Origin of the sequence: Undibacterium sp. CY21W (assembly GCF_014284265.1) — a bacterium.
In the GTDB taxonomy this organism is placed as follows: Bacteria; Pseudomonadota; Gammaproteobacteria; order Burkholderiales; family Burkholderiaceae_D; genus Undibacterium; species Undibacterium aquatile.
Map to the genome: position 1 here is coordinate 91,479 of NZ_JACOGE010000001.1, position 18,606 is coordinate 110,084.

Sequence of the window (18,606 nt, forward strand, 5' to 3'; positions counted from 1 at the left end):
TTTGAGCGGCGCAGGCAGTCTCAGGATATGCGATAGCGTCCACGTACCAGAAATTGTCCAAATCCCTGGCTAAGCCAGAATGCAGATGCCTGCGCGTCTTCGCTGAGCCAATTGACTTCGATACTGCCAAGTTTCTGCGTCTCTGCATACGCTCTGGCAGCGGCAATCAGTTTTGCGCCAAGTCCGCGCCGCCGCTGTTGTGGATGCACATCCAGATCCAACAGGTATAAATACGGAACTTGCTTAAATTCAGCTTCGGGGGTGGTTATTTTTGCCGTCAGATAGGCCAGTAAGCTTGCTGTGGCGGCGTCAAAGATCCCCCAGCCTATACAAGCCTCAGAGGCCAGATCGCCCGCGAGCGTCGCCGCATAGGCTGGCTGAGATACTTGCGGTAAATAAGCGGCTTCTGTTTTTCCACTTTCTGCTGCTCCCGTCAGCCAGAGGCCTGCAATGTGTGTCGCGTCGGCAGCATCGAGAGATCGTAAATACATAAATTGTCAGCGAAATAAGCGTATTTCAACGGCCAAAATCAGCTTTTAGCGATAAAAAATACTGGGGGGAGTATATTTTAAAGCCCAATGTTGACGCTGAGATTAGAGCCGAAATTAATGATACTCCCCCGAAATGCATTAAAAACTGGAACAAATCGGGGATTTTTTTCTGATGAAGATTTTTTTGGCATCAGCAGAAAAATGAATTAAAAAAAAATTAACGACATTTAATGAAAATTAAAATAATTTTAAATAAAGATAAATCATTTTAATGCTTTTTTCTTTTTATCGATATTCGCAAATTCTTCGTTTAATTCTTTTTGAGCCTGTTTCACTTTTTCAGCCATCGGCTTTAATTTTGCCTGCATTTGCGCCATGGTTTGCTGCATGATGGCCGGAATTTTTTGCACGTAGGCTTTGCCAGCAGGTGATTTATAAAATGCTGTAATGCCATCAACGTCTTCCTGCGTCAGCGAGCTGGCATAGATGCTGATCAGCATTGGTTCCATTTTTTCCCAGGAAAGTTCTTCTTTTTGAATCGCAATCATCTTTTCGCGGAATTTATCCAGCGCTTTTTGCTTTTCTTCATCGATTTTCGTACTGCTGGCAGCGTCACGCATGATGCCGGCGGTCATATTGTCAATTTGCGATTGAACCGATTGCAGCAATTCTTTGCTCTGCGTTGCCTGCAATAACTCTTTGATGGACGCATCGGTCGGTGCAGCAGCGTGAGCGGTTGCCACAAAAAGACTGAGTGTCAGGCTAAGCGACAAGGTATGCCAAAGTTTCATGAATATCCCCAGAAGAAAAAGACGAAGAACCCGCCGTAATGCGGTGCTGGATTTCTAAGTAACGGATTCTAAAGGAAATTTTTGCTTGTGGGGATTTCGCTTTTTTTGCCTGTGGATACCTTTAAAGATAATAACTTTGTATATAAATAGTAGTAGTTGTTAACGCCATTCATTTGCTGTGGATAAGTCAGTAAACGTCCACAGAATCAATTATTTAAGCAATTGATAAGGCGGTGCAAAAAGTCTGTATATCCACAGGACAAAATTGGGATAGAAAAGTATCTGATCAGCATTTACTTGTTTACGCACAATGTATGCAGTGGATATCAGTGCGCTTATCCACAAAAATATTTTCAAAAAACGTGGCTTTTCTGTCTTTTTGCGGCTGTTTTGATAAAAAAATGGTCTGCAATAATCTTGTTTTCCACTGGCATACAGCTTTTGTGGGTAAAAGAACCGGCTTTTCAACATGCTGTTATTCATTTTTTTCGACGTTTAAAAAAAATCAGGCGTTCTTTCTAGATGGATTGCTGATCTTTTTTAAATTGAGTTGAAACAGGATCAGATTTAAAAATTTTTAAATTTAAATCTGTTTGTGGTTTGCGATGATCTGAAATTTTGAAAGATATTCAAAACCGGTTTACTTATATAACTTAGTTTATATATACATAGTAGTGATAGTTAACGGCGCGATATTTTGTGGATAAGTCCTTATTTATTCACATAAACAAAGACTTAGTGACTGTATATCTGTTCTGATAAGCCTTGTATCGTTTGATGACAGTTTTGGGATAAATAAAAACCTGGGGAAAAGTCTGACGGTTTTCCCCAAACGATACTGTGGATATGCAAAGCCTTATCCACAGGGTTTTAACTCTGATTCGGCGTTAATTTTTGCGCTTGTTATGGTTTTATAGGCTCGGCGTTGAGCTTGAATGCTTGCAAGTGTTGTCTTTATTTTTATTCCGGTATTCAGTAAAACGGCGATGTCGTGCTGTTGATTGATACAGATTGATTATGAAGGACGATAAACACATTGCTGAAACAGCGCAGAGAACCACCGGTTGGCGATTTTCTGAGTAGTTGGCAAGTGTTGATCGTAAATGGCGGTATATTCAATCGCACTATGACTGTGGTCGGGAGCGATTTTCTGCTCAGTACCGCAGTGCAGGCGCAATTGTTTTTGCTGTGCTTCCCGGATGAATAAGTCATGTAGCAGGTGTTCCGGTTTTACTGACACAGGTAAGTTGTAATCCCACGCCATCAATGGGGCGGTGAGCCAGTCGCTGTCTGTTTGTGTATAAGTTCCCAGGATGCCGACCCAGTGTCCTTGCCAGCGCAGGCCAGTCAGTTCAACAAAGCCGGTTTCCAGACATAATTCAAAAAATGCCAGACTGAAATTTGTCTGCAGATGGTTTGTTTGCCCGACGTTAGATCGCTTATGCAGTTGATACAGCGCATGCAATGCATGCAGATCGCTATTGCTGAGCTGATCCTGACCGACAATCTCGACATCAGCGTCAGGCCAGAAACTGGTTGGATGGGTTTGCTGCGGATCCGACAGAAAGATGCGACGTGTCGGTATCATTTTCCAACCCAGATTACGCAGATGTTGCATCAGTTGCGGACAGACTTCAGAGCTGAGATGTTGCATCATCAGCGGACGTTGCGGATGTGCTGTCTGCAATCGTTCTGTCATCAGCCGGATATCGTCTGCCCCCCAGGCCGGATAAAGGCTGGTCGGCAGCAGGTAATTGGCAACCAGGGCAGCCTGATCCAGCTTGCCGGTGTGCATGAGTGCCGATAACGGCCCATAGACCAGACATGACAGGGCATCAGCTATGCGGGCGGTGGCGGAAGCCGACTGTGTCAGACGGTAGCGGTTGGCACGCAGCCAAGCCGAACGCGGGCTGGACGCGGCGCATTCTTGCCAATTGCTGTGTTCAAGCAAGCTGACGGGATGGCTGTGGCCACCAAATTCTATGGTCTGGATCTGGCAATGGGTATTACTGACCCAGTGATTGCCACCGCGCGAACGTGCGGTCAGCAACCAGAGGGCATCAGCCACCAGACGCGGTGGGATGGAATTATTCAAATCAGGAAAAGACTCAGGTTTTTTGATAGAGATGCATGCCGCCGTAAATGGCCGAACGGTCAATCGCGTGCAAAGCACGGTTATGTCCGGTATCGGTATGCCATGTGGATAACAATGTGCTTGGTAATGCCGGTTCCAATGGCGATGACTGACCCGCGGTACGGAACACGACTCTGGCACCGGGGGCAGCAGTGCGGTTGACTTCTTCCCACAGACTGATGAGTTGTGATTGATCCATCCAATCTTGTGCATCGAGGAAAACATAGGCATCCATTGAAGCACGTGGCTGGGTACGCAGGAAATCGGTCATCGTCAGATGATGCGCATGCAGGCGGTCGATATTGCGGCGCAGGCTGAAAAAATGCGCTTGTTGCAGATACATGGGCAAAGCGGCCTGACGCCGTATGTCATAGCGTCGGCCAAATGCCTGTTGCGCGAAACAATTCTGATCCAGTGGAAAATCGCAGGATAAATGCCGCATTCTTTCTTTGAATAAGACATGTAATCCTTCTCCAGCATCTTTTTTCAACGCCGCGAACTGCGAGAGTGGTACACCCAGGCTATACAGCGCCAGCGGCTGTTGGGCCAGCAGTTTGAACAAGCCTGTATCAAATACCGGGGCAATGTAATGGTCGAATATATCGCGTTGTTCCTGCACGCTGCGAGCTTCGAGCATTTTGCTCATGTCGCCGCCCATCAATCTGACAAAGCCGTGGGCGAAGCTGATGAAGCGGCCAAGCAAACCGTGTTGATATGCCTGATCGGTAAAGTAGTGATAGCGAGGCTTGCCTGTGATGGTGCGGCTTTCCCAGAAGCTACTCGCATCTTCGGATAAATGCTGGCGGATATGACGTTTATACCGTTTCAGATTATCGGCATGATTCGCGTCACCGAGATACGCCAGCACGGCATCATAATCGGGCAGATGTTTGATCGCGGTCTGTTTGATGTTGAGCATCGCCAGATGCGCGGCGTTCAGATCAACCGCGTGCACAGCTGCCGGTTCGGCAGATAAATACGCCAGCGCGTTACAACCGCCGGAAGAAATCGTGACGATGTTGGCACCGGGACGTAATTGCAGCGCATGCAGATCGGCTTGCGGGTCTTCCCAGATCTGCGCATGGACAAGGCGGCTGAACCAGTGCGCGAACAGTTTGTCAGCGACGCCTTTACGACCCTGGGTCGTCGAGTTAAACACCGCGCTGGCGATCAGTGCTTTGCTGGACATATTGTTCTCCGATTATCGTTATTGATAATGGAGACTGTAGGCCGGGCAGGTGACAGGCTGGTGACAAACAGATGAAGTTTTGGTGAAAAACGAACAGCGGTAGCAGTGTTTCGCCAACGGCGGGCTCAGTTTTCTTTGCTATGCCGGATAGATAAGCGACGGCGACGGGCAACGATGAACAGATACAACTGATACGCGAAATAGAGTGAGGCTAAGACAGGCATCGATGCGACCAGAAAAAACAAACCACCCGACAGTGGTACCGGGCCAGACCAGACTTGTGCAGCAGTGATAGGGGCAGATTCTTTTTTCTTTTCCGGTTCAGGCATTTTCGGTGTGTCGATGACGACACCGGTCGTTTGTTTTGGTAAATCTTCCGGCGCGACGACGAACACCGATTGCGAGACGGATGGTGCTACTGATGGTGACGTTGGTGCCGGTGGCGCTGATGGCGTGGTATCAGCAGCAAAGACTGAGACGCTGAATAATTGCATTGCCAGAACCAGAGCGCACTTGAGTTTCATGAGTGGAGAGCAGTAAAAAGTACAGAAAAATATAAAACGCTGAGCATCAAATGCCGCGTCAATCGCAGGTGAAGCTTCGCTGTGTTTCGCAAAACGAAGGCAGTTCTGGTTCGTTCATCGTCATTGCCGATCACGAACCAGCCTGCATTTTATCCATAAACCGTGTTAATGGTGATGCTATCGGCGTTGCGGGTGAAGACTGTGATGCTCAGCGTACCCGACCGACGGCGACTTCCCATTCAGCCATCAGCGCTTGTGCCTGCGCGCGGCTCATGGTCGGGATAAATTGTCTGTCCATTCTCCAGGTTGCCGCGCATTCATCCTGATTCGCAAAAATACCGACCCCGAGCCCGGCCAGATAAGCCGCGCCCAGAGCCGTGGTTTCCGTTACTTTTGGCCGGATGACGGGAATGCCGAGTAAATTTGCCTGAAATTGCAGTAACAGATTATTGGCTGCTGCGCCGCCATCGACGCGCAATTCTGTGATCGGGGATACCGCATCCTTCACCATCGCCAGCAACACGGCGGTGCTTTGAAACGCAATGGATTCAAGTGCTGCCCGGGCAATATGGGCAACCGTGCTGCCACGGCTCAGACCGACAATCGCGGCTTTGGCATCGGCCACCCAGTACGGTGCGCCAAGTCCGGTAAATGAGGGCACAAAGACCACGCCGCCAGAATCCGGCACGCTGCTGGCGAGTTGTTCGACGTCGGTGGAATGCTGTATCGCCTGCAGCCCATCGCGTAGCCATTGCACAACGGCTCCCCCAATAAAGACGCTGCCTTCAAGCGCATATTGGCTGGTGACGCCCGTCTGACAAGCACTCGTGCTGATTAAACCATTGTGCGATGTCGCAACTTGGGCGCCGGTGTGCATCAGCATGAAACAACCGGTGCCATAGGTATTCTTTGCCATGCCGGGTGTAAAACACGCCTGCCCGAACAGCGCGGCTTGCTGATCACCGGCAATACCAGCGATGGGAATGGCGCTGCCGAGCAAGCCACATGTCCCAAACACATGGCTGGATGGCGACACTTCGGGTAACACCGCAGCCGGAATATCAAACAGATCAAGTAATTCCTGATCCCATTGTCCCTGATGAATATTCAGCAGCATGGTGCGCGAGGCATTCGTGATATCGGTCACATGCAGCTTGCCTTCGCTGAGTTGCCACGCCAGCCAGGTATCTATGGTGCCGAATGCCAGTTCGCCGCGTGCCGCCCGCTGCCGTGCGCCGGGAATGTGATCGAGCAGCCATTTGAGTTTGCTGGCCGAAAAATACGGATCGAGTATCAGCCCGGTTTTTGCCTGAATTTTTTCAGCATAACCCTGTGAGCGCAGCTCTTCGCAATACGCGGCAGTGCGGCGGTCTTGCCAGACAATTGCATTGTATAAAGGCTGGCCAGTTTTTTTATCCCATAACACCGTGGTTTCGCGCTGATTCGTGATGCCGATGGCGGCGATGTCATTTGCCTGTAAACTGGCGTTACGCATGGCTTGCTGGCAGGTGACAAACTGACTTTGCCAGATTTCATTGGCATCATGTTCGACCCAACCCGGCTGCGGAAATATCTGACGGAATTCTTGCTGTGCCGAGGCAACGATCTGACCCTGTTCATCGAAAATAATACTGCGTGAACTGGACGTTCCCTGGTCAAGTGCGAGCAAATAAGCCATCGATGATCCTGCTGTGTGGAAATTGAAAAAAGATGTAAAACTTTGGCTGAGACAAAACCATTATGTTATTTTGCTAATAATATAAAAAACAAAAGGTCAGATTGTGGCGGGAATGATCAGCTTTTCATTATCTTTATTGGTGATGCTGTTATTTGCGGTGGCGACTTTGCGTCGGTCGCGTTTGTTAATGAATTTGTCTTTCGCCGCGATGGTATTGTCTGGCCTGGTTAACTGGTACCAGTTTGTTTTCCCCCAGGGTTTAGAACCCTTGTTTTTTATCGGTACGCTGGCCACCGTGCTGGTGGTTTCTTGTTTTTTTTATGCGGTGTATACATTCGATCCACCGCAGTCGGAACCCCGACAAACCAGCGATCGGGAATAAAATCGTTCAGCCAGGATAAGCGCCAGCATAGCTGGCTTTTTTTACCTTATTCCGACTAATTCCACGTCAAAAATCAGGGTCGCATTCGGGGGAATGACGCCACCCGCACCGCGCGCGCCATACGCCAGTTCCGGCGGAATAATCAGGGTACGTTTACCGCCGACTTTCATGCCGACAACTCCCTGATCCCAGCCTTTAATAACCTTGCCGGCACCGACTGTAAAACTGAACAGTGGTCTGCCGGAAGAACTGTCAAACTGTGTTCCATGTTCTTTCGCAGCGAGAGGATCATGCAGCCAGCCGGTGTAATGTACCAGGACATTATTTCCTGCTGCAATTTCTTGTCCGGTCCCGGTTTTAACGTCGATTTTTTGCAACCTGTTACCGACTGTTGTGGTATCACTTTGCATTTGTGCAGTGGCAATATTGCCAGTTAAAAGAACAGACAAACCGAATGCAGCAACAAGCAGACGAGATTTCATCACTAAAACATCCTTTTTGAGTAAGCCATGACTGCAATCGAGAAAATCAACCGGCTCTCGATATGCGCGCCACGGCGATTAATTATTTTTTTGAATTTTGTAATTTCTGCTCAAACGCCAGATCGAGCTTGCTGACTTTTTTCGGCGCCTGTTTTTCGAGAGAATTGACGTAGGCGACGAAGGCATCGATTTCCAGCGGCTCATGTAATACGTCTGGCGTGTTGGTGCCGTTGGAGCGCGTCAGAAAAAAACGACCATCGGCCATGCTGACCATAGAATAGGCGGTGCCGTTGCTACGGTCTTTCAGTCTTTGCACTGCATTACTTGCTTTCGTCGAGCGTGCCATCAGCGGATTCCATATTTACGCATCAGTTTTTCCATCGTGCCGTCGTTATCTAATTCGCGATTGATTTTGTTAAAGAGATCAATGCGTTGTTTATCCATGCGGATATTACACAACATATTGAGTTCGATGTTTTTGTAGCGGGCAGCGCGCACGATGTCATTGGCAAAACCCAGTTGTTGTGCCAATGACATGCCATGTAATTCGGAAACCACCCAGTAATCGATGCGTTTGTTGACGAGTAAACGCGGATTGTCATCGTCTTCGCTGGCGAAAGCGATGCGATAACCCTGCTCTGTCAGCTGTAGGCCGGTCGCTGCATTTTTGTAGGAACCGATAGAGTAAGGTTTGGCATCTTCAAATTTCTTTAATACGCGGCTATCGTTTTTCCGCCCGTACAGAACCCAGTTATCATTGGTGAGCGGGCCTACCCATTTGAATAAATTTTCTCGTTCAGGCGTACGACGAAAGGCGAACAGGCAAGTGTTATCGTCATTCAGAGTCGCGTTCAGCCCGCGTGCGAGTGAGGTGCTGCTGATGTCTGCGGTTTCACCTGCCCGCTTCATGATTTCTATAATTTTGTCGGTGACGAAACCGCGGATTTCTCCCGTTTTCGCTTCGGTATACGAGAACGGTGCGTATTCCTGTATCAGCAAATGCAGATTCTCAGCCAGTGCAATCGAGGGCATAGAGGTAAGACCGGCGGAGAGAATAATAAGAGTCTGGGCTTTCAAAGCATGTACTTTCAGTGCGGCTTACAGGAACTACCGGCATCGAGATTTATTTTTATTTGCGGTAGTCCGGATTGTATACGTCTGCGACAAAAAATTGATGTTGAGAATGACAATAAAAGCTGCAAATACAACGTGAATTTGATCTGGGAAAAAGCGAGGGCGACAGCAAATTTTTTTGCTTGTTTCTGTTGTCGTCGGTTCTGTTGAAAAAGCTAAATTAATAATTGCCAGCACTGTTTGATCAATTCAAAACTGGCGGCGATCATCGCTTCGTTTTTCCGTTTTTCCTGACAAATAATACAAAGTTGCGTTTCAACGCTGACGGCGTCGGCGATGACTAAACCATGTGCGTGCGCTTCCCGTATCGCAATCGCATCGCGGATCAGGCTCAGGCCGACACCCGATTTCACCAGATCCAGCATCGAAGGTTCCTGATCGACAAGCGCGACTTTATTGGGCGTCAGATTGAGTTCAGCAAAGATTTTCGTCAACAGACGATTGTGAGCCGATTCTGCCGGTGTCCATATCCATGGTAATTGCGCGAGGCTTTGCCAGCTCTGACCGAGTACACGCTTATTCCAGCCGCTGGGTGCGACCACGCGATAAGTAAAATTAGTCAGCCCCACACTGTAAACCGGCGTTTTACCGTCATCGGGGGCTTCGCCGATATAAAAGCCGACATCCAGACTGCCAGCGCGGATTTGCTGTAACACCGAGCCGGACATTCCCTGTTGCAGTCGTGTGGATAACTGTGGATAAGTTTCTACCAGCCGTTTCAGAAACGCACCGAGGCGGGTGAACTCAGGGTCGAGTATCGTTCCTATCGCCAGTTCACCGCTCAGCGTGGAGTGCAAGGAATTTGATGCCTGACGAAATTCAACGAGGCAACTTAAGACCCGTTCTGCATACGGAAGCAATTTTGCACCATCATTTGTCAGCGTCATGCCGCTGGCACTGCGGCTGAACAGTTGCAAATTCAGGCTTTCCTGCAATGCTTTGATTTGCAGGCTGACGGCGGGTTGTGTGACATGCAGACGCTCGGCGGCACGGGTCAGATTACCTTCTCTGGCGACGGTCACAAAAGCGCGTAATTGAGTGAAATCCATGTTGTCTCCATCAGCGTGGGATATAAACTGGTGTTGATAACACTGGCACGCAGAATTTTTTTGAATATTATAAGCATGTCTTATATTGCTATTGAAAATAATTAATTGGATTTGCTATGAGTAGTCCATTAATCTGCTATCGAACTTCCATTTCTGACTAAGGGTTTCTTATGACATCGTTGATACAGCATTTTATGAATGGCCAGGTAGTAAGCTCGGCCAGTGGCCGTCAGCAGGACGTGTTTAATCCGGCGACCGGCGCGGTTGTGGCGCAAGTGGTGCTGGCGAATCTGGACGAGGTGAATGCGGTGGTGGCTGCGGCGAAAGCGGCAGCGCCAGCGTGGGCGGAGACTGCGCCACTCAAGCGTGCACGCATTATGTTCAAATTCAAAGAACTGCTGGATCAGCATCATAAAGAAATCGCCGCGCTGATCACGCGTGAACATGGCAAGGTCTTGTCGGATGCGATGGGCGAAGTCACCCGTGGTATTGAAATCGTTGAATTCGCCTGCGGTATGCCGCAACTGTTGAAAACCCAGTTTTCCGACAACATCGGCGGTGGCATCGATAATTACAACCTGCGTCAGCCGCTCGGTGTGACTGCCGGTATTACGCCGTTTAATTTCCCTTTCATGGTACCGATGTGGATGGCGCCGCTGGCGATTGCGACTGGCAACACGTTTATTCTGAAACCTTCTGAGCGCGATCCTTCCTGCGCATTGCTGATTGCTGATCTGTTGAAAAAAGCGGGCTTACCAGACGGCGTGTTCGGCGTATTGCAAGGCGATAAAGTCGCGGTGGATGGCTTGCTGCAGCATCCTGATGTGTCCGCTGTTTCATTCGTTGGTTCGACGCCGATTGCTGAATATATTTACAGCGAAGGCACGCGTCTGGGCAAACGCGTACAGGCGCTCGGCGGTGCTAAAAATCATCTGGTTGTGATGCCGGATGCGAATCTGGATCAGGCCGTCGATGCCCTGATGGGCGCGGCGTATGGTTCCGCCGGTGAACGTTGCATGGCGATTTCAGTGGCGGTGGCGGTCGGTGATGTGGCCGATAAACTGGTGGCCGCACTGGTGCCCCGCGTTAAAACGCTGATTATTAAAAACGGTATGGAAGCCGACGCCGAAATGGGGCCGGTCGTAACAGCGGTGCACAAGGCAAAAATCGAAGGCTATATTGCCGATGGTGTGGCTGAAGGTGCGCAATTGCTGGTCGATGGACGCGGCTTTTCTGTACCTGGTCATGAAGGCGGTTTCTTCCTCGGCGGCACACTGTTTGACCACGTCAAAGAAGGCATGAAAATTCATCGCGAAGAAATTTTCGGGCCGGTGTTGTGCATCATCCGCGTGCCGGATTTTGCGTCGGCCGTTGAGCTGATCAACCGCCATGAATTCGGTAATGGCGTGTCCTTGTTCACTTCCGATGGCAACACGGCACGCGAATTTTCACGCCGTATTCAGGTCGGGATGGTCGGCATTAACGTGCCTATTCCTGTGCCTATGGCATGGCATTCATTCGGCGGCTGGAAACGTTCTTTATTTGGTGATCAGCATGCGTATGGCGAAGAAGGCATACGCTTCTACACCCGCTACAAATCTGTGATGCAGCGCTGGCCAGACAGCATAGGCAAAGGTGCTGAATTCACGATGCCGGTAGCGAAGTAATTTCCTCTGCTCCCGGTGCGTTGATGTTGTAAAGACTTGCCGGGAGCAGCCCGAATAACCCTCCGCACCCAGATGGCCTCTGCGGGATGGGGGAGTATCTTTCAGTTTGCATCTGATGTCCTTATAAATAAAGGGGATAACGGGTGCAGTAACTCATACTCCTCCCCAGTATGTGAAAGAACCACATTATGTTGACGATCAACACCTTATGCCAGTACCCGATTATCCAGGCGCCGATGGCAGGCGGCGCGACGACGCCGGAACTGGTGGCAGCAGTATCGGAAGCCGGTGCGCTGGGCTCTCTCGCAGCGCCTTTGCTGACGCCGCTGGCGATCATTGAGCAAGCCGAACATATTCGTCGCCTGACGGATAAACCATTTGCCATCAATCTGTTTGTACAGACGCGCCCGCAAGTCGATTTTGCTCAGATAGAGGCGGCCAAATTATTGCTGCAACCGGTGTGCGCCGAATTAGGCTGGACCACCTTGCCGACACCGACCCGGTGGTGCGAGGATTTTGAAGCGCAATTAGATGCTTTGATCACCGCACGACCAGCCGTCGCCAGTTTTACTTTCGATGTTTTGCATGGCAGCCAGGTACAACGTCTGCATGAGGCCGGGATACTGGTGATCGGTACCGCCACCAATCTGGCGGAAGCCATCGTTTGGCAAGCGATCGGTGCCGATGCGATTTGCCTGCAGGGCACGGAGGCTGGCGGACATCGCGGCACTTTCATCGGGGCGCAGCAGGACGCAACGCTGAGCACCGCAGAATTGCTTGCCGTTTGCCGCCCGCAGATACAGATTCCGCTGATCGTTGCGGGCGGCATCATGGACGGTGCGGATATCGCTGCTGCTCTTGCTGCCGGCGCGCAATGGGTACAGATGGGAACGGCATTCCTGACCACGAAAGAGTCTGGGATTCATCCCGCTTACAAACAGCGTTTACTGGCAGCGACCAGCGACACCAGTGCTACCACCCGTCAGACCCGCGCGTTTTCCGGCCGTTTTGCGCGTGGTCTGGATAACCGTTTCATGCAACTGATGGAATCCGTGGCAGATCAGGTGCCAGCGTACCCTGTGCAAAACGCCCTGACCGGAGCGATACGCTCGGCAGCGGCGAAAGAAAGCAAAACCGAATTCATGTCGCTGTGGTGTGGGCAGGGCGTTGCCCGCGCCCGTGATGTCAATGCCGCAGATCTGGTCGCCACGCTGGTGCAGGAAATGCAGACAGCTTCCCGCAAAAGCTAAGGAAAAAAATACATGGGATCAACATTACAATCATCAGCAAATTCATCAGCACAATCCGCAGGACAGTTTGATTACATCGTGATCGGTGCCGGTACTGCCGGCTGTGTATTGGCGAATCGTTTGTCGAAGAACCCGGAAAAGCGCGTGTTGTTGCTCGAAGCTGGTGGTAAAGACGATTATGTCTGGATACATATTCCGGTTGGCTATCTGTATTGCATTAATAATCCACGCACGGACTGGATGCTGCGCACCGAAGCCGAACCGGGTCTGAATGGGCGCAGCCTGATCTATCCGCGTGGCAAAGTGCTGGGTGGTTGTTCATCGATTAACGGCATGATTTATATGCGCGGTCAGCAGCGTGATTACGATGAATGGGCGGCGCTGACCGGGGACGATAGCTGGCGCTGGGATCAGGTGTTGCCACTGTTTAAAAAGAGCGAAGATCATTACAGCGGCGATGCGGAATTTCATGGTCAGGGTGGTGAATGGCGCGTAGAAAAGCAGCGCTTGTCGTGGGAAATTCTGGATGCATTTCGCGATGCGGCAGCAGAAGTCGGCATCCCAAAAACCGACGACTTTAATCGCGGCAATAACGAAGGCTGTGGCTATTTTGATGTGAACCAGAAACGCGGCATACGCTGGAATGCATCGAAAGCTTTTCTGAAGCCTGCCGCAACACGCGGCAACCTGACGATCATGACCGGCTGCCAGGTCCGGCGTCTGCGCATTGTTGACGATGAACACGGTAAACGTTGTACCGGCGTCGAATTTATTGGCGGCGGTCGTGAGTGGTTTGCTGATTCGGTTCAGGAAACCGTGCTGGCCGCAGGCGCGATAGGATCACCCGCGATTTTGCAGTATTCCGGGATCGGCGACGGCAGCCAATTGCAGCAAGCCGGTGTGTCTGTTGTCCACGATTTGGCAGGAGTTGGTGGTAATTTGCAGGATCATTTGCAGATCCGTTCTGCCTTCAAAATTACGGGTGCGAAAACACTGAACAAGATGGCCAACAGTTTGCTGGGCAAGGCACGTATTGGTCTCGAATATGCGTTATTCCAGAGTGGCCCGATGTCGATGGCACCGTCACAACTGGGCGCTTTTACCCGCTCTGATGCGTCGCAGACAACACCGAATCTGCAATACCACGTACAACCTTTATCGCTGGAAAAATTCGGTGATCCTTTGCATGATTTTCCGGCGTTTACCGCGAGTGTCTGTAACCTGCGCCCAACGTCGCGCGGCTACGTCAGAATTACCGGTGCTGACCCTTTAGCAGCACCAAAAATCGTACCGAATTATCTGAGTACGAATGAAGACCGTAAGATTGCGGCGGACTCGCTGACGCTGACACGCAAGATCGTTGCGGCGCCTGCGTTGAAAAAATATCAGCCGGAAGAAATGAAACCCGGTGCGCAATTCCGCACGGAAGAAGAATTGGCGAAAGCGGCTGGTGATATCGGCACGACAATTTTTCATCCGGTCGGTACTTGCAAGATGGGACGGCGTGATGATACCAGTGCAGTTGTCGACAGCGATTTACGCGTCATAGGGATCGCCGGGCTGCGGGTGGCAGATGCTTCTGTGATGCCGACAATCACTTCAGGTAATACCAATTCACCGACTGTCATGATCGCTGAAAAAGCGGCGCGGTCTATTTTGTCCGGAGAACGATAAACGAACTTTATTTTTATGTCAGCTTGCGTGAAACTACGTACAGTAGTTATACCGTATTGTTGAAAAATCCGTTTGATAGGTACTATCAAAAATTCAAAGAAACGCCAGTACTGTATTTGTCGGAAGTCGCATGGCATAACGCTTCAATGCGTTGAACTGCGGCAACATCAGAGATGGTGACAGGTGCTTTTTGAATAAAAAATAATAAATACTTACTGCACGAACAGTAAGTTTGTCATGTTAAAAAAACTGGATCCCCAAAGAGGGCCTGAAGCAAGACAATAAGGAGACGCGATGACCAATGTCATCCTCGAGACTAAGCGCTTGACCAAAGAGTTCAAGGGCTTCACTGCCGTAAGCGAAGTGAATTTGCAGGTGCAGCGTGGGCATATCCACGCGCTGATCGGGCCGAATGGTGCCGGTAAAACCACCTGTTTTAATTTATTGACCAAATTCCTGGTACCGACATCCGGTGAAATTCTGTTTAACGGGCGTGATATCACGTCTGCGAAGCCAGCACAGATTTCACGCCAGGGCATCATCCGCTCATTTCAGATTTCTGCTGTTTTCCCGCACATGACCGTGTTGGAAAATGTGCGTATAGGTTTGCAACGCAGCCTCGGCACGTCGTTTCATTTCTGGAAAAGCGCGAATAGCCTCAGTAACCTGAATGATCGTGCGATGCAGTTGCTGGCTGAAGTCGATCTGACTGAATTTGCCGATACCATGACCGTGGATCTGCCGTATGGCCGCAAACGCGCTTTGGAAATTGCGACGACGCTGGCGATGGAGCCAGAGATGATGTTGCTCGATGAACCAACGCAAGGAATGGGGCATGAAGACGTACATCGTGTTACCGAGCTGATCAAAAAAGTATCGGCAGGGCGCACCATTCTGATGGTCGAACACAATATGAGTGTGGTGTCCGGTATCTGCGACAAAATTTCTGTGTTGCAACGCGGTGCGATGCTGGCCGAAGGCACTTATGCTGAAGTATCGAAAAATCCTAAAGTCATGGAAGCCTACATGGGAAGCACCAGCGGCGAATTGGAAGGAGCGCACGCATGAGTGTTTCAACGAATCAAGCCGGAACAAACCCAGCGCTGGAGATTTCGCATCTGCAAGCCTGGTATGGTGAGTCGCATATTTTGCATGATGTGAACCTGGTAGTGAATCAGGGCGAGGTCGTGACCTTGCTTGGTCGGAATGGCGCAGGCCGCACGACAACGATGCGCGCGATCATGGGGCTGACAGGCGCCCGCAAAGGCTCGATCAAAATCAACGGTGTCGAAGCCATCCATTTACCGACGCATAAAGTCGCGCATCTTGGTGTTGGCTATTGCCCTGAAGAACGCGGGATATTTTCTTCCTTATCCACAGAAGAAAATCTGATGTTGCCACCGCTGGTTTCGCGTGATGCGCAAGGCATGTCGGTGGAAGAAATTTACGACATGTTTCCTAATCTGGTTGAACGTAAAAACAGTCAGGGTACGCGTCTGTCCGGTGGTGAACAACAGATGCTGGCAGTCGCCCGCATTCTGCGTACCGGGGCGCGTTTGTTATTGCTGGACGAAATTTCCGAAGGTCTGGCACCGGTGATTGTGCAGGCTTTGGCACGCATGATTACCACCCTGAAGGCGAAGGGTTACACCATCGTGATGGTGGAGCAGAATTTCCGTTTCGCAGCCCCATTGGCGGATCGGTTTTATGTGATGGAACATGGACAGATTGTCGAGACTTTTGCAGCCTCGCAATTGCAGGAAAAAATGCCTGTGTTGAATGAGTTGTTGGGCGTGTAAATTGATGGTGGTGGTTCCTGCAGCCATAGCAATGGCGTGGGCGTTTATAAAAACGATAGGAGAAGACAAATGAATACAAAATTTAAAATTGCCAGTCTGGCTGTCAGTGCTGCACTCGTGGCTTTCGCAGGGACGGCCAGCGCTCAGGTATCGGGCGACGTCGTCAAGATTGGTTTCGTCACAGATATTTCCGGCTTGTATTCTGATATCGACGGTAACGGCGGTGCGGAAGCGATCAGAATGGCCATCGCTGATTTCGGCGGCACTGTGCTCGGTAAAAAGATCGTGCTTGTAACGGCGGATCATCAGAATAAAGCGGATATTGCGGCAAGCCGTGCACGCGAGTGGTTTGACCGTGATGGTGTGGATATGCTGATCGGTGGTACTAATTCCGGCACTTCTTTATCGATGTCGAAAGTGGCTGCAGAAAAGAAAAAAGTGTTCATCTCTATCGGCGCCGGTACTGCACGTCTGACCAACGAAGAATGCACACCAAACACAATTCACTACGCTTACGATACCGTCGCGCTGGCCAAGGGAACCGGTTCAGCGGTAGTTAAACAGGGCGGCAAAAGCTGGTATTTCCTGACTGCCGATTATGCATTTGGTGCATCGCTGGAAAGTGATACGTCCAGCGTTGTGAAAGCCGCTGGTGGCAGTGTTTCCGGATCGGTCAAACATCCATTATCCGCGTCTGATTTTTCTTCATTCCTGTTGCAGGCACAGGCGTCGAAAGCCCAGATTCTGGGACTGGCTAACGCCGGTGGCGATACGATCAATGCGATTAAAGCAGCGAATGAATTCGGTGTCACCAAAACCATGAAGCTCGCTGGTCTGCTGATGTTTATTAACGATATTCACTCTCTGGGACTGAACCTGACGAGTGGCATGTATCTGACGGACAGCTGGTACTGGAATCAGAATGATGAAGCACGTAAATGGTCGCGTCGTTATTTTGAAAAAATGAAAAAGATGCCATCGAGTTTGCAAGCGGCTGATTATTCCGCAACCTTGCAATATCTGAACGCAGTCAAGGCCGCTGGTTCCGACGACACCGATAAAGTGATGGCGAAACTGAAGGCCGCCAAGATCAACGATATCTATGCGAAAAATGGCTACATCCGCGCTGACGGCAGCATGATTCACGATATGTATCTGATGCAGGTGAAGTCGCCAGCCGAATCAAAAGAGCCTTGGGATTACTACAAAGTGGCGCAGACTATTCCAGGTGAACAGGCCTTCACGACGAAAGCCGAATCCAAGTGCGCTCTGTGGAAATAATGCACTGATTTCCCTGCTCCTGTCCTTGGCGCAGGGAAGTTCACGCTGTTTGTATTGACTCTAAATTGATACATAAATTGATACGTAAGCTGGATGTACGTTGGCGCTGCCTGGCAATGATTTAGCGACGTTGAAATACATCCTTTTCCTGACATCTGCCCGCCGGTTTTGCGGGTTATTTTCTAAAGAGTGCCATGGAAATATTTGGTATTCCGCTTCAGGCGATGCTGAGCCAGCTGTTGCTGGGCTTGGTCAATGGCTCGTTTTACGCGATGCTGTCTCTCGGACTGGCAGTCATTTTTGGCTTGCTGAATGTGATTAATTTTGCGCATGGTGCGCTGTACATGATGGGCGCATTCCTGGCCTGGATGGGCATGAATTATTTTGGCATCAATTATTGGGTGATGCTGATTCTGGCTCCGGTGTTGGTCGGCTTATTTGGCATCATCATAGAAAAGACGATGCTGCGCTGGCTGTATAAGCTCGATCATCTGTACGGATTGTTGCTGACCTTTGGTATCACGCTGATGCTGGAAGGAGTCTTCCGTTCGGTCTATGGCGTTTCCGGGCAACCCTACTCAGTACCGGATGCATTGATGGGGGCGACGAATCTTGGCTTCATGATCCTGCCTAACTATCGTGCATGGGTGGTGATCGCTTCGCTGACCGTGTGTTTTGCAACCTGGTTTGTGATTGAGAAAACCAAGCTTGGTGCTTATCTGCGTGCTGGTACGGAAAACCCGAAACTGGTCGAAGCTTTCGGTGTGAATGTGCCGTTGATGGTGACGCTGACTTACGGCTTCGGTGTCGCGCTCGCCGCGTTTGCCGGCGTGCTGGCAGCACCAGTGATTCAGGTGTCGCCGCTGATGGGTTCGAATCTGATCATTACCGTTTTTGCGGTCGTGGTGATTGGTGGCATGGGCTCGATTCTCGGTTCCATACTGACGGGTCTCGCGCTCGGAATTATCGAAGGTCTGACACGCGTGTTTTACCCGGAATTGTCCGCCACCGTTGTCTTCATCGTGATGGCGATCGTGCTGATGATTCGTCCCGCTGGTCTGTTCGGTAAAGAAAAATAATC

General features: G+C 50.3%; 18 protein-coding genes. 8 read left to right on the plus strand and 10 right to left on the minus strand.

The window, feature by feature from the left end:
• Positions 1 to 20: 20 nt before the first annotated feature.
• From H8K29_RS00410 to glpK, 6 genes are all read right to left on the minus strand, one after another.
• Positions 21 to 491, minus strand: a complete 471-nt coding sequence (locus tag H8K29_RS00410) for a GNAT family N-acetyltransferase (RefSeq protein ID WP_186895957.1) — start codon at positions 489 to 491, stop codon at positions 21 to 23.
• Between the two features lie 263 nt (positions 492 to 754).
• On the minus strand, positions 755 to 1,282 hold the full coding sequence (locus tag H8K29_RS00415; RefSeq protein WP_186895958.1) for a DUF2059 domain-containing protein: 528 nt from the start codon (positions 1,280 to 1,282) through the stop codon (positions 755 to 757).
• Positions 1,283 to 2,297: 1,015 nt separating this feature from the next.
• Complete coding sequence (locus H8K29_RS00420; protein ID WP_186895959.1) at positions 2,298 to 3,377, minus strand: hypothetical protein; 1,080 nt, start codon at positions 3,375 to 3,377, stop codon at positions 2,298 to 2,300.
• Positions 3,378 to 3,390: 13 nt separating this feature from the next.
• Entirely contained in the window at positions 3,391 to 4,605 is a 1,215-nt protein-coding gene (locus H8K29_RS00425; RefSeq protein ID WP_186895960.1) for a DUF3419 family protein, read from the minus strand.
• Positions 4,606 to 4,730: 125 nt separating this feature from the next.
• Entirely contained in the window at positions 4,731 to 5,129 is a 399-nt protein-coding gene (locus H8K29_RS00430; RefSeq protein WP_186895961.1) for a hypothetical protein, read from the minus strand.
• 208 nt (positions 5,130 to 5,337) lie between these two features.
• Positions 5,338 to 6,807 (minus strand): glycerol kinase GlpK, encoded by a 1,470-nt coding sequence (gene glpK, locus H8K29_RS00435; protein WP_186895962.1) that lies wholly within the window; start codon positions 6,805 to 6,807, stop codon positions 5,338 to 5,340.
• Between the two features lie 112 nt (positions 6,808 to 6,919).
• Here glpK and H8K29_RS00440 point away from each other — a divergent pair, with 112 nt between their 5' ends.
• A complete protein-coding gene (locus H8K29_RS00440) occupies positions 6,920 to 7,189 on the plus strand; it encodes a hypothetical protein (protein WP_186884111.1) in 270 nt (89 codons plus the stop codon).
• 41 nt (positions 7,190 to 7,230) lie between these two features.
• Here H8K29_RS00440 and H8K29_RS00445 read toward each other — a convergent pair whose 3' ends face one another.
• From H8K29_RS00445 to H8K29_RS00460, 4 genes are all read right to left on the minus strand, one after another.
• A complete protein-coding gene (locus tag H8K29_RS00445) occupies positions 7,231 to 7,671 on the minus strand; it encodes an FKBP-type peptidyl-prolyl cis-trans isomerase (protein WP_186895963.1) in 441 nt (146 codons plus the stop codon).
• A gap of 82 nt (positions 7,672 to 7,753) precedes the next feature.
• Positions 7,754 to 8,017 (minus strand): hypothetical protein, encoded by a 264-nt coding sequence (locus H8K29_RS00450; protein ID WP_186884109.1) that lies wholly within the window; start codon positions 8,015 to 8,017, stop codon positions 7,754 to 7,756.
• Positions 8,017 to 8,703, minus strand: a complete 687-nt coding sequence (locus H8K29_RS00455; RefSeq protein ID WP_186895964.1) for an ABC transporter substrate-binding protein — start codon at positions 8,701 to 8,703, stop codon at positions 8,017 to 8,019. The genes H8K29_RS00450 and H8K29_RS00455 overlap by 1 nt, the downstream gene beginning before the upstream one ends.
• A gap of 257 nt (positions 8,704 to 8,960) precedes the next feature.
• On the minus strand, positions 8,961 to 9,854 hold the full coding sequence (locus H8K29_RS00460; protein ID WP_186895965.1) for a LysR family transcriptional regulator: 894 nt from the start codon (positions 9,852 to 9,854) through the stop codon (positions 8,961 to 8,963).
• A gap of 170 nt (positions 9,855 to 10,024) precedes the next feature.
• On the opposite strand from H8K29_RS00460, the gene H8K29_RS00465 reads away from it, so the two are divergent.
• The 7 genes from H8K29_RS00465 (at position 10,025) to H8K29_RS00495 (ending at position 18,604) form a co-directional block, all read left to right on the plus strand.
• Positions 10,025 to 11,521, plus strand: a complete 1,497-nt coding sequence (locus H8K29_RS00465; RefSeq protein WP_186884106.1) for a CoA-acylating methylmalonate-semialdehyde dehydrogenase — start codon at positions 10,025 to 10,027, stop codon at positions 11,519 to 11,521.
• Between the two features lie 188 nt (positions 11,522 to 11,709).
• On the plus strand, positions 11,710 to 12,771 hold the full coding sequence (locus H8K29_RS00470) for a nitronate monooxygenase family protein (protein WP_186895966.1): 1,062 nt from the start codon (positions 11,710 to 11,712) through the stop codon (positions 12,769 to 12,771).
• A gap of 12 nt (positions 12,772 to 12,783) precedes the next feature.
• The gene (locus H8K29_RS00475; protein ID WP_186895967.1) at positions 12,784 to 14,445 is read left to right on the plus strand and encodes a GMC family oxidoreductase; all 1,662 of its coding nucleotides are present in this window, start codon (positions 12,784 to 12,786) and stop codon (positions 14,443 to 14,445) included.
• Between the two features lie 294 nt (positions 14,446 to 14,739).
• Positions 14,740 to 15,513: an ABC transporter ATP-binding protein gene (locus H8K29_RS00480; RefSeq protein WP_186895968.1), complete on the plus strand. Its 774-nt coding sequence runs from the start codon at positions 14,740 to 14,742 to the stop codon at positions 15,511 to 15,513.
• The gene (locus tag H8K29_RS00485; RefSeq protein ID WP_186895969.1) at positions 15,510 to 16,244 is read left to right on the plus strand and encodes an ABC transporter ATP-binding protein; all 735 of its coding nucleotides are present in this window, start codon (positions 15,510 to 15,512) and stop codon (positions 16,242 to 16,244) included. The genes H8K29_RS00480 and H8K29_RS00485 overlap by 4 nt, the downstream gene beginning before the upstream one ends.
• 69 nt (positions 16,245 to 16,313) lie before the next feature.
• Positions 16,314 to 17,525 carry an ABC transporter substrate-binding protein gene (locus H8K29_RS00490; protein WP_186895970.1) on the plus strand — a complete coding sequence of 404 codons (1,212 nt, stop codon included), beginning with the start codon at positions 16,314 to 16,316 and terminating at the stop codon, positions 17,523 to 17,525.
• Between the two features lie 194 nt (positions 17,526 to 17,719).
• Positions 17,720 to 18,604, plus strand: coding sequence for a branched-chain amino acid ABC transporter permease (locus H8K29_RS00495; protein WP_186884100.1), 885 nt, complete (start codon positions 17,720 to 17,722; stop codon positions 18,602 to 18,604).
• The last annotated feature ends 2 nt before the right edge of the window (positions 18,605 to 18,606 follow it).

Excerpts from the sequence above, each read along its gene's own strand:
- H8K29_RS00460 (WP_186895965.1), bottom strand. The coding sequence starts at position 9,854 with ATGGATTTCACTCAATTACGCGCTTTTGTGACCGTCGCCAGAGAAGGT.
- H8K29_RS00410 (WP_186895957.1), bottom strand. The coding sequence starts at position 491 with ATGTATTTACGATCTCTCGATGCTGCCGACGCGACACACATTGCAGGC.
- H8K29_RS00445 (WP_186895963.1), bottom strand. The coding sequence starts at position 7,671 with ATGAAATCTCGTCTGCTTGTTGCTGCATTCGGTTTGTCTGTTCTTTTA.
- H8K29_RS00480 (WP_186895968.1), top strand. The coding sequence starts at position 14,740 with ATGACCAATGTCATCCTCGAGACTAAGCGCTTGACCAAAGAGTTCAAG.
- H8K29_RS00465 (WP_186884106.1), top strand. The coding sequence starts at position 10,025 with ATGACATCGTTGATACAGCATTTTATGAATGGCCAGGTAGTAAGCTCG.
- H8K29_RS00415 (WP_186895958.1), bottom strand. The coding sequence starts at position 1,282 with ATGAAACTTTGGCATACCTTGTCGCTTAGCCTGACACTCAGTCTTTTT.
- H8K29_RS00450 (WP_186884109.1), bottom strand. The coding sequence starts at position 8,017 with ATGGCACGCTCGACGAAAGCAAGTAATGCAGTGCAAAGACTGAAAGAC.
- glpK (WP_186895962.1), bottom strand. The coding sequence starts at position 6,807 with ATGGCTTATTTGCTCGCACTTGACCAGGGAACGTCCAGTTCACGCAGT.
- H8K29_RS00470 (WP_186895966.1), top strand. The coding sequence starts at position 11,710 with ATGTTGACGATCAACACCTTATGCCAGTACCCGATTATCCAGGCGCCG.
- H8K29_RS00475 (WP_186895967.1), top strand. The coding sequence starts at position 12,784 with ATGGGATCAACATTACAATCATCAGCAAATTCATCAGCACAATCCGCA.
- H8K29_RS00485 (WP_186895969.1), top strand. The coding sequence starts at position 15,510 with ATGAGTGTTTCAACGAATCAAGCCGGAACAAACCCAGCGCTGGAGATT.
- H8K29_RS00495 (WP_186884100.1), top strand. The coding sequence starts at position 17,720 with ATGGAAATATTTGGTATTCCGCTTCAGGCGATGCTGAGCCAGCTGTTG.
- H8K29_RS00490 (WP_186895970.1), top strand. The coding sequence starts at position 16,314 with ATGAATACAAAATTTAAAATTGCCAGTCTGGCTGTCAGTGCTGCACTC.
- H8K29_RS00425 (WP_186895960.1), bottom strand. The coding sequence starts at position 4,605 with ATGTCCAGCAAAGCACTGATCGCCAGCGCGGTGTTTAACTCGACGACC.
- H8K29_RS00455 (WP_186895964.1), bottom strand. The coding sequence starts at position 8,703 with ATGCCCTCGATTGCACTGGCTGAGAATCTGCATTTGCTGATACAGGAA.
- H8K29_RS00440 (WP_186884111.1), top strand. The coding sequence starts at position 6,920 with ATGATCAGCTTTTCATTATCTTTATTGGTGATGCTGTTATTTGCGGTG.
- H8K29_RS00430 (WP_186895961.1), bottom strand. The coding sequence starts at position 5,129 with ATGAAACTCAAGTGCGCTCTGGTTCTGGCAATGCAATTATTCAGCGTC.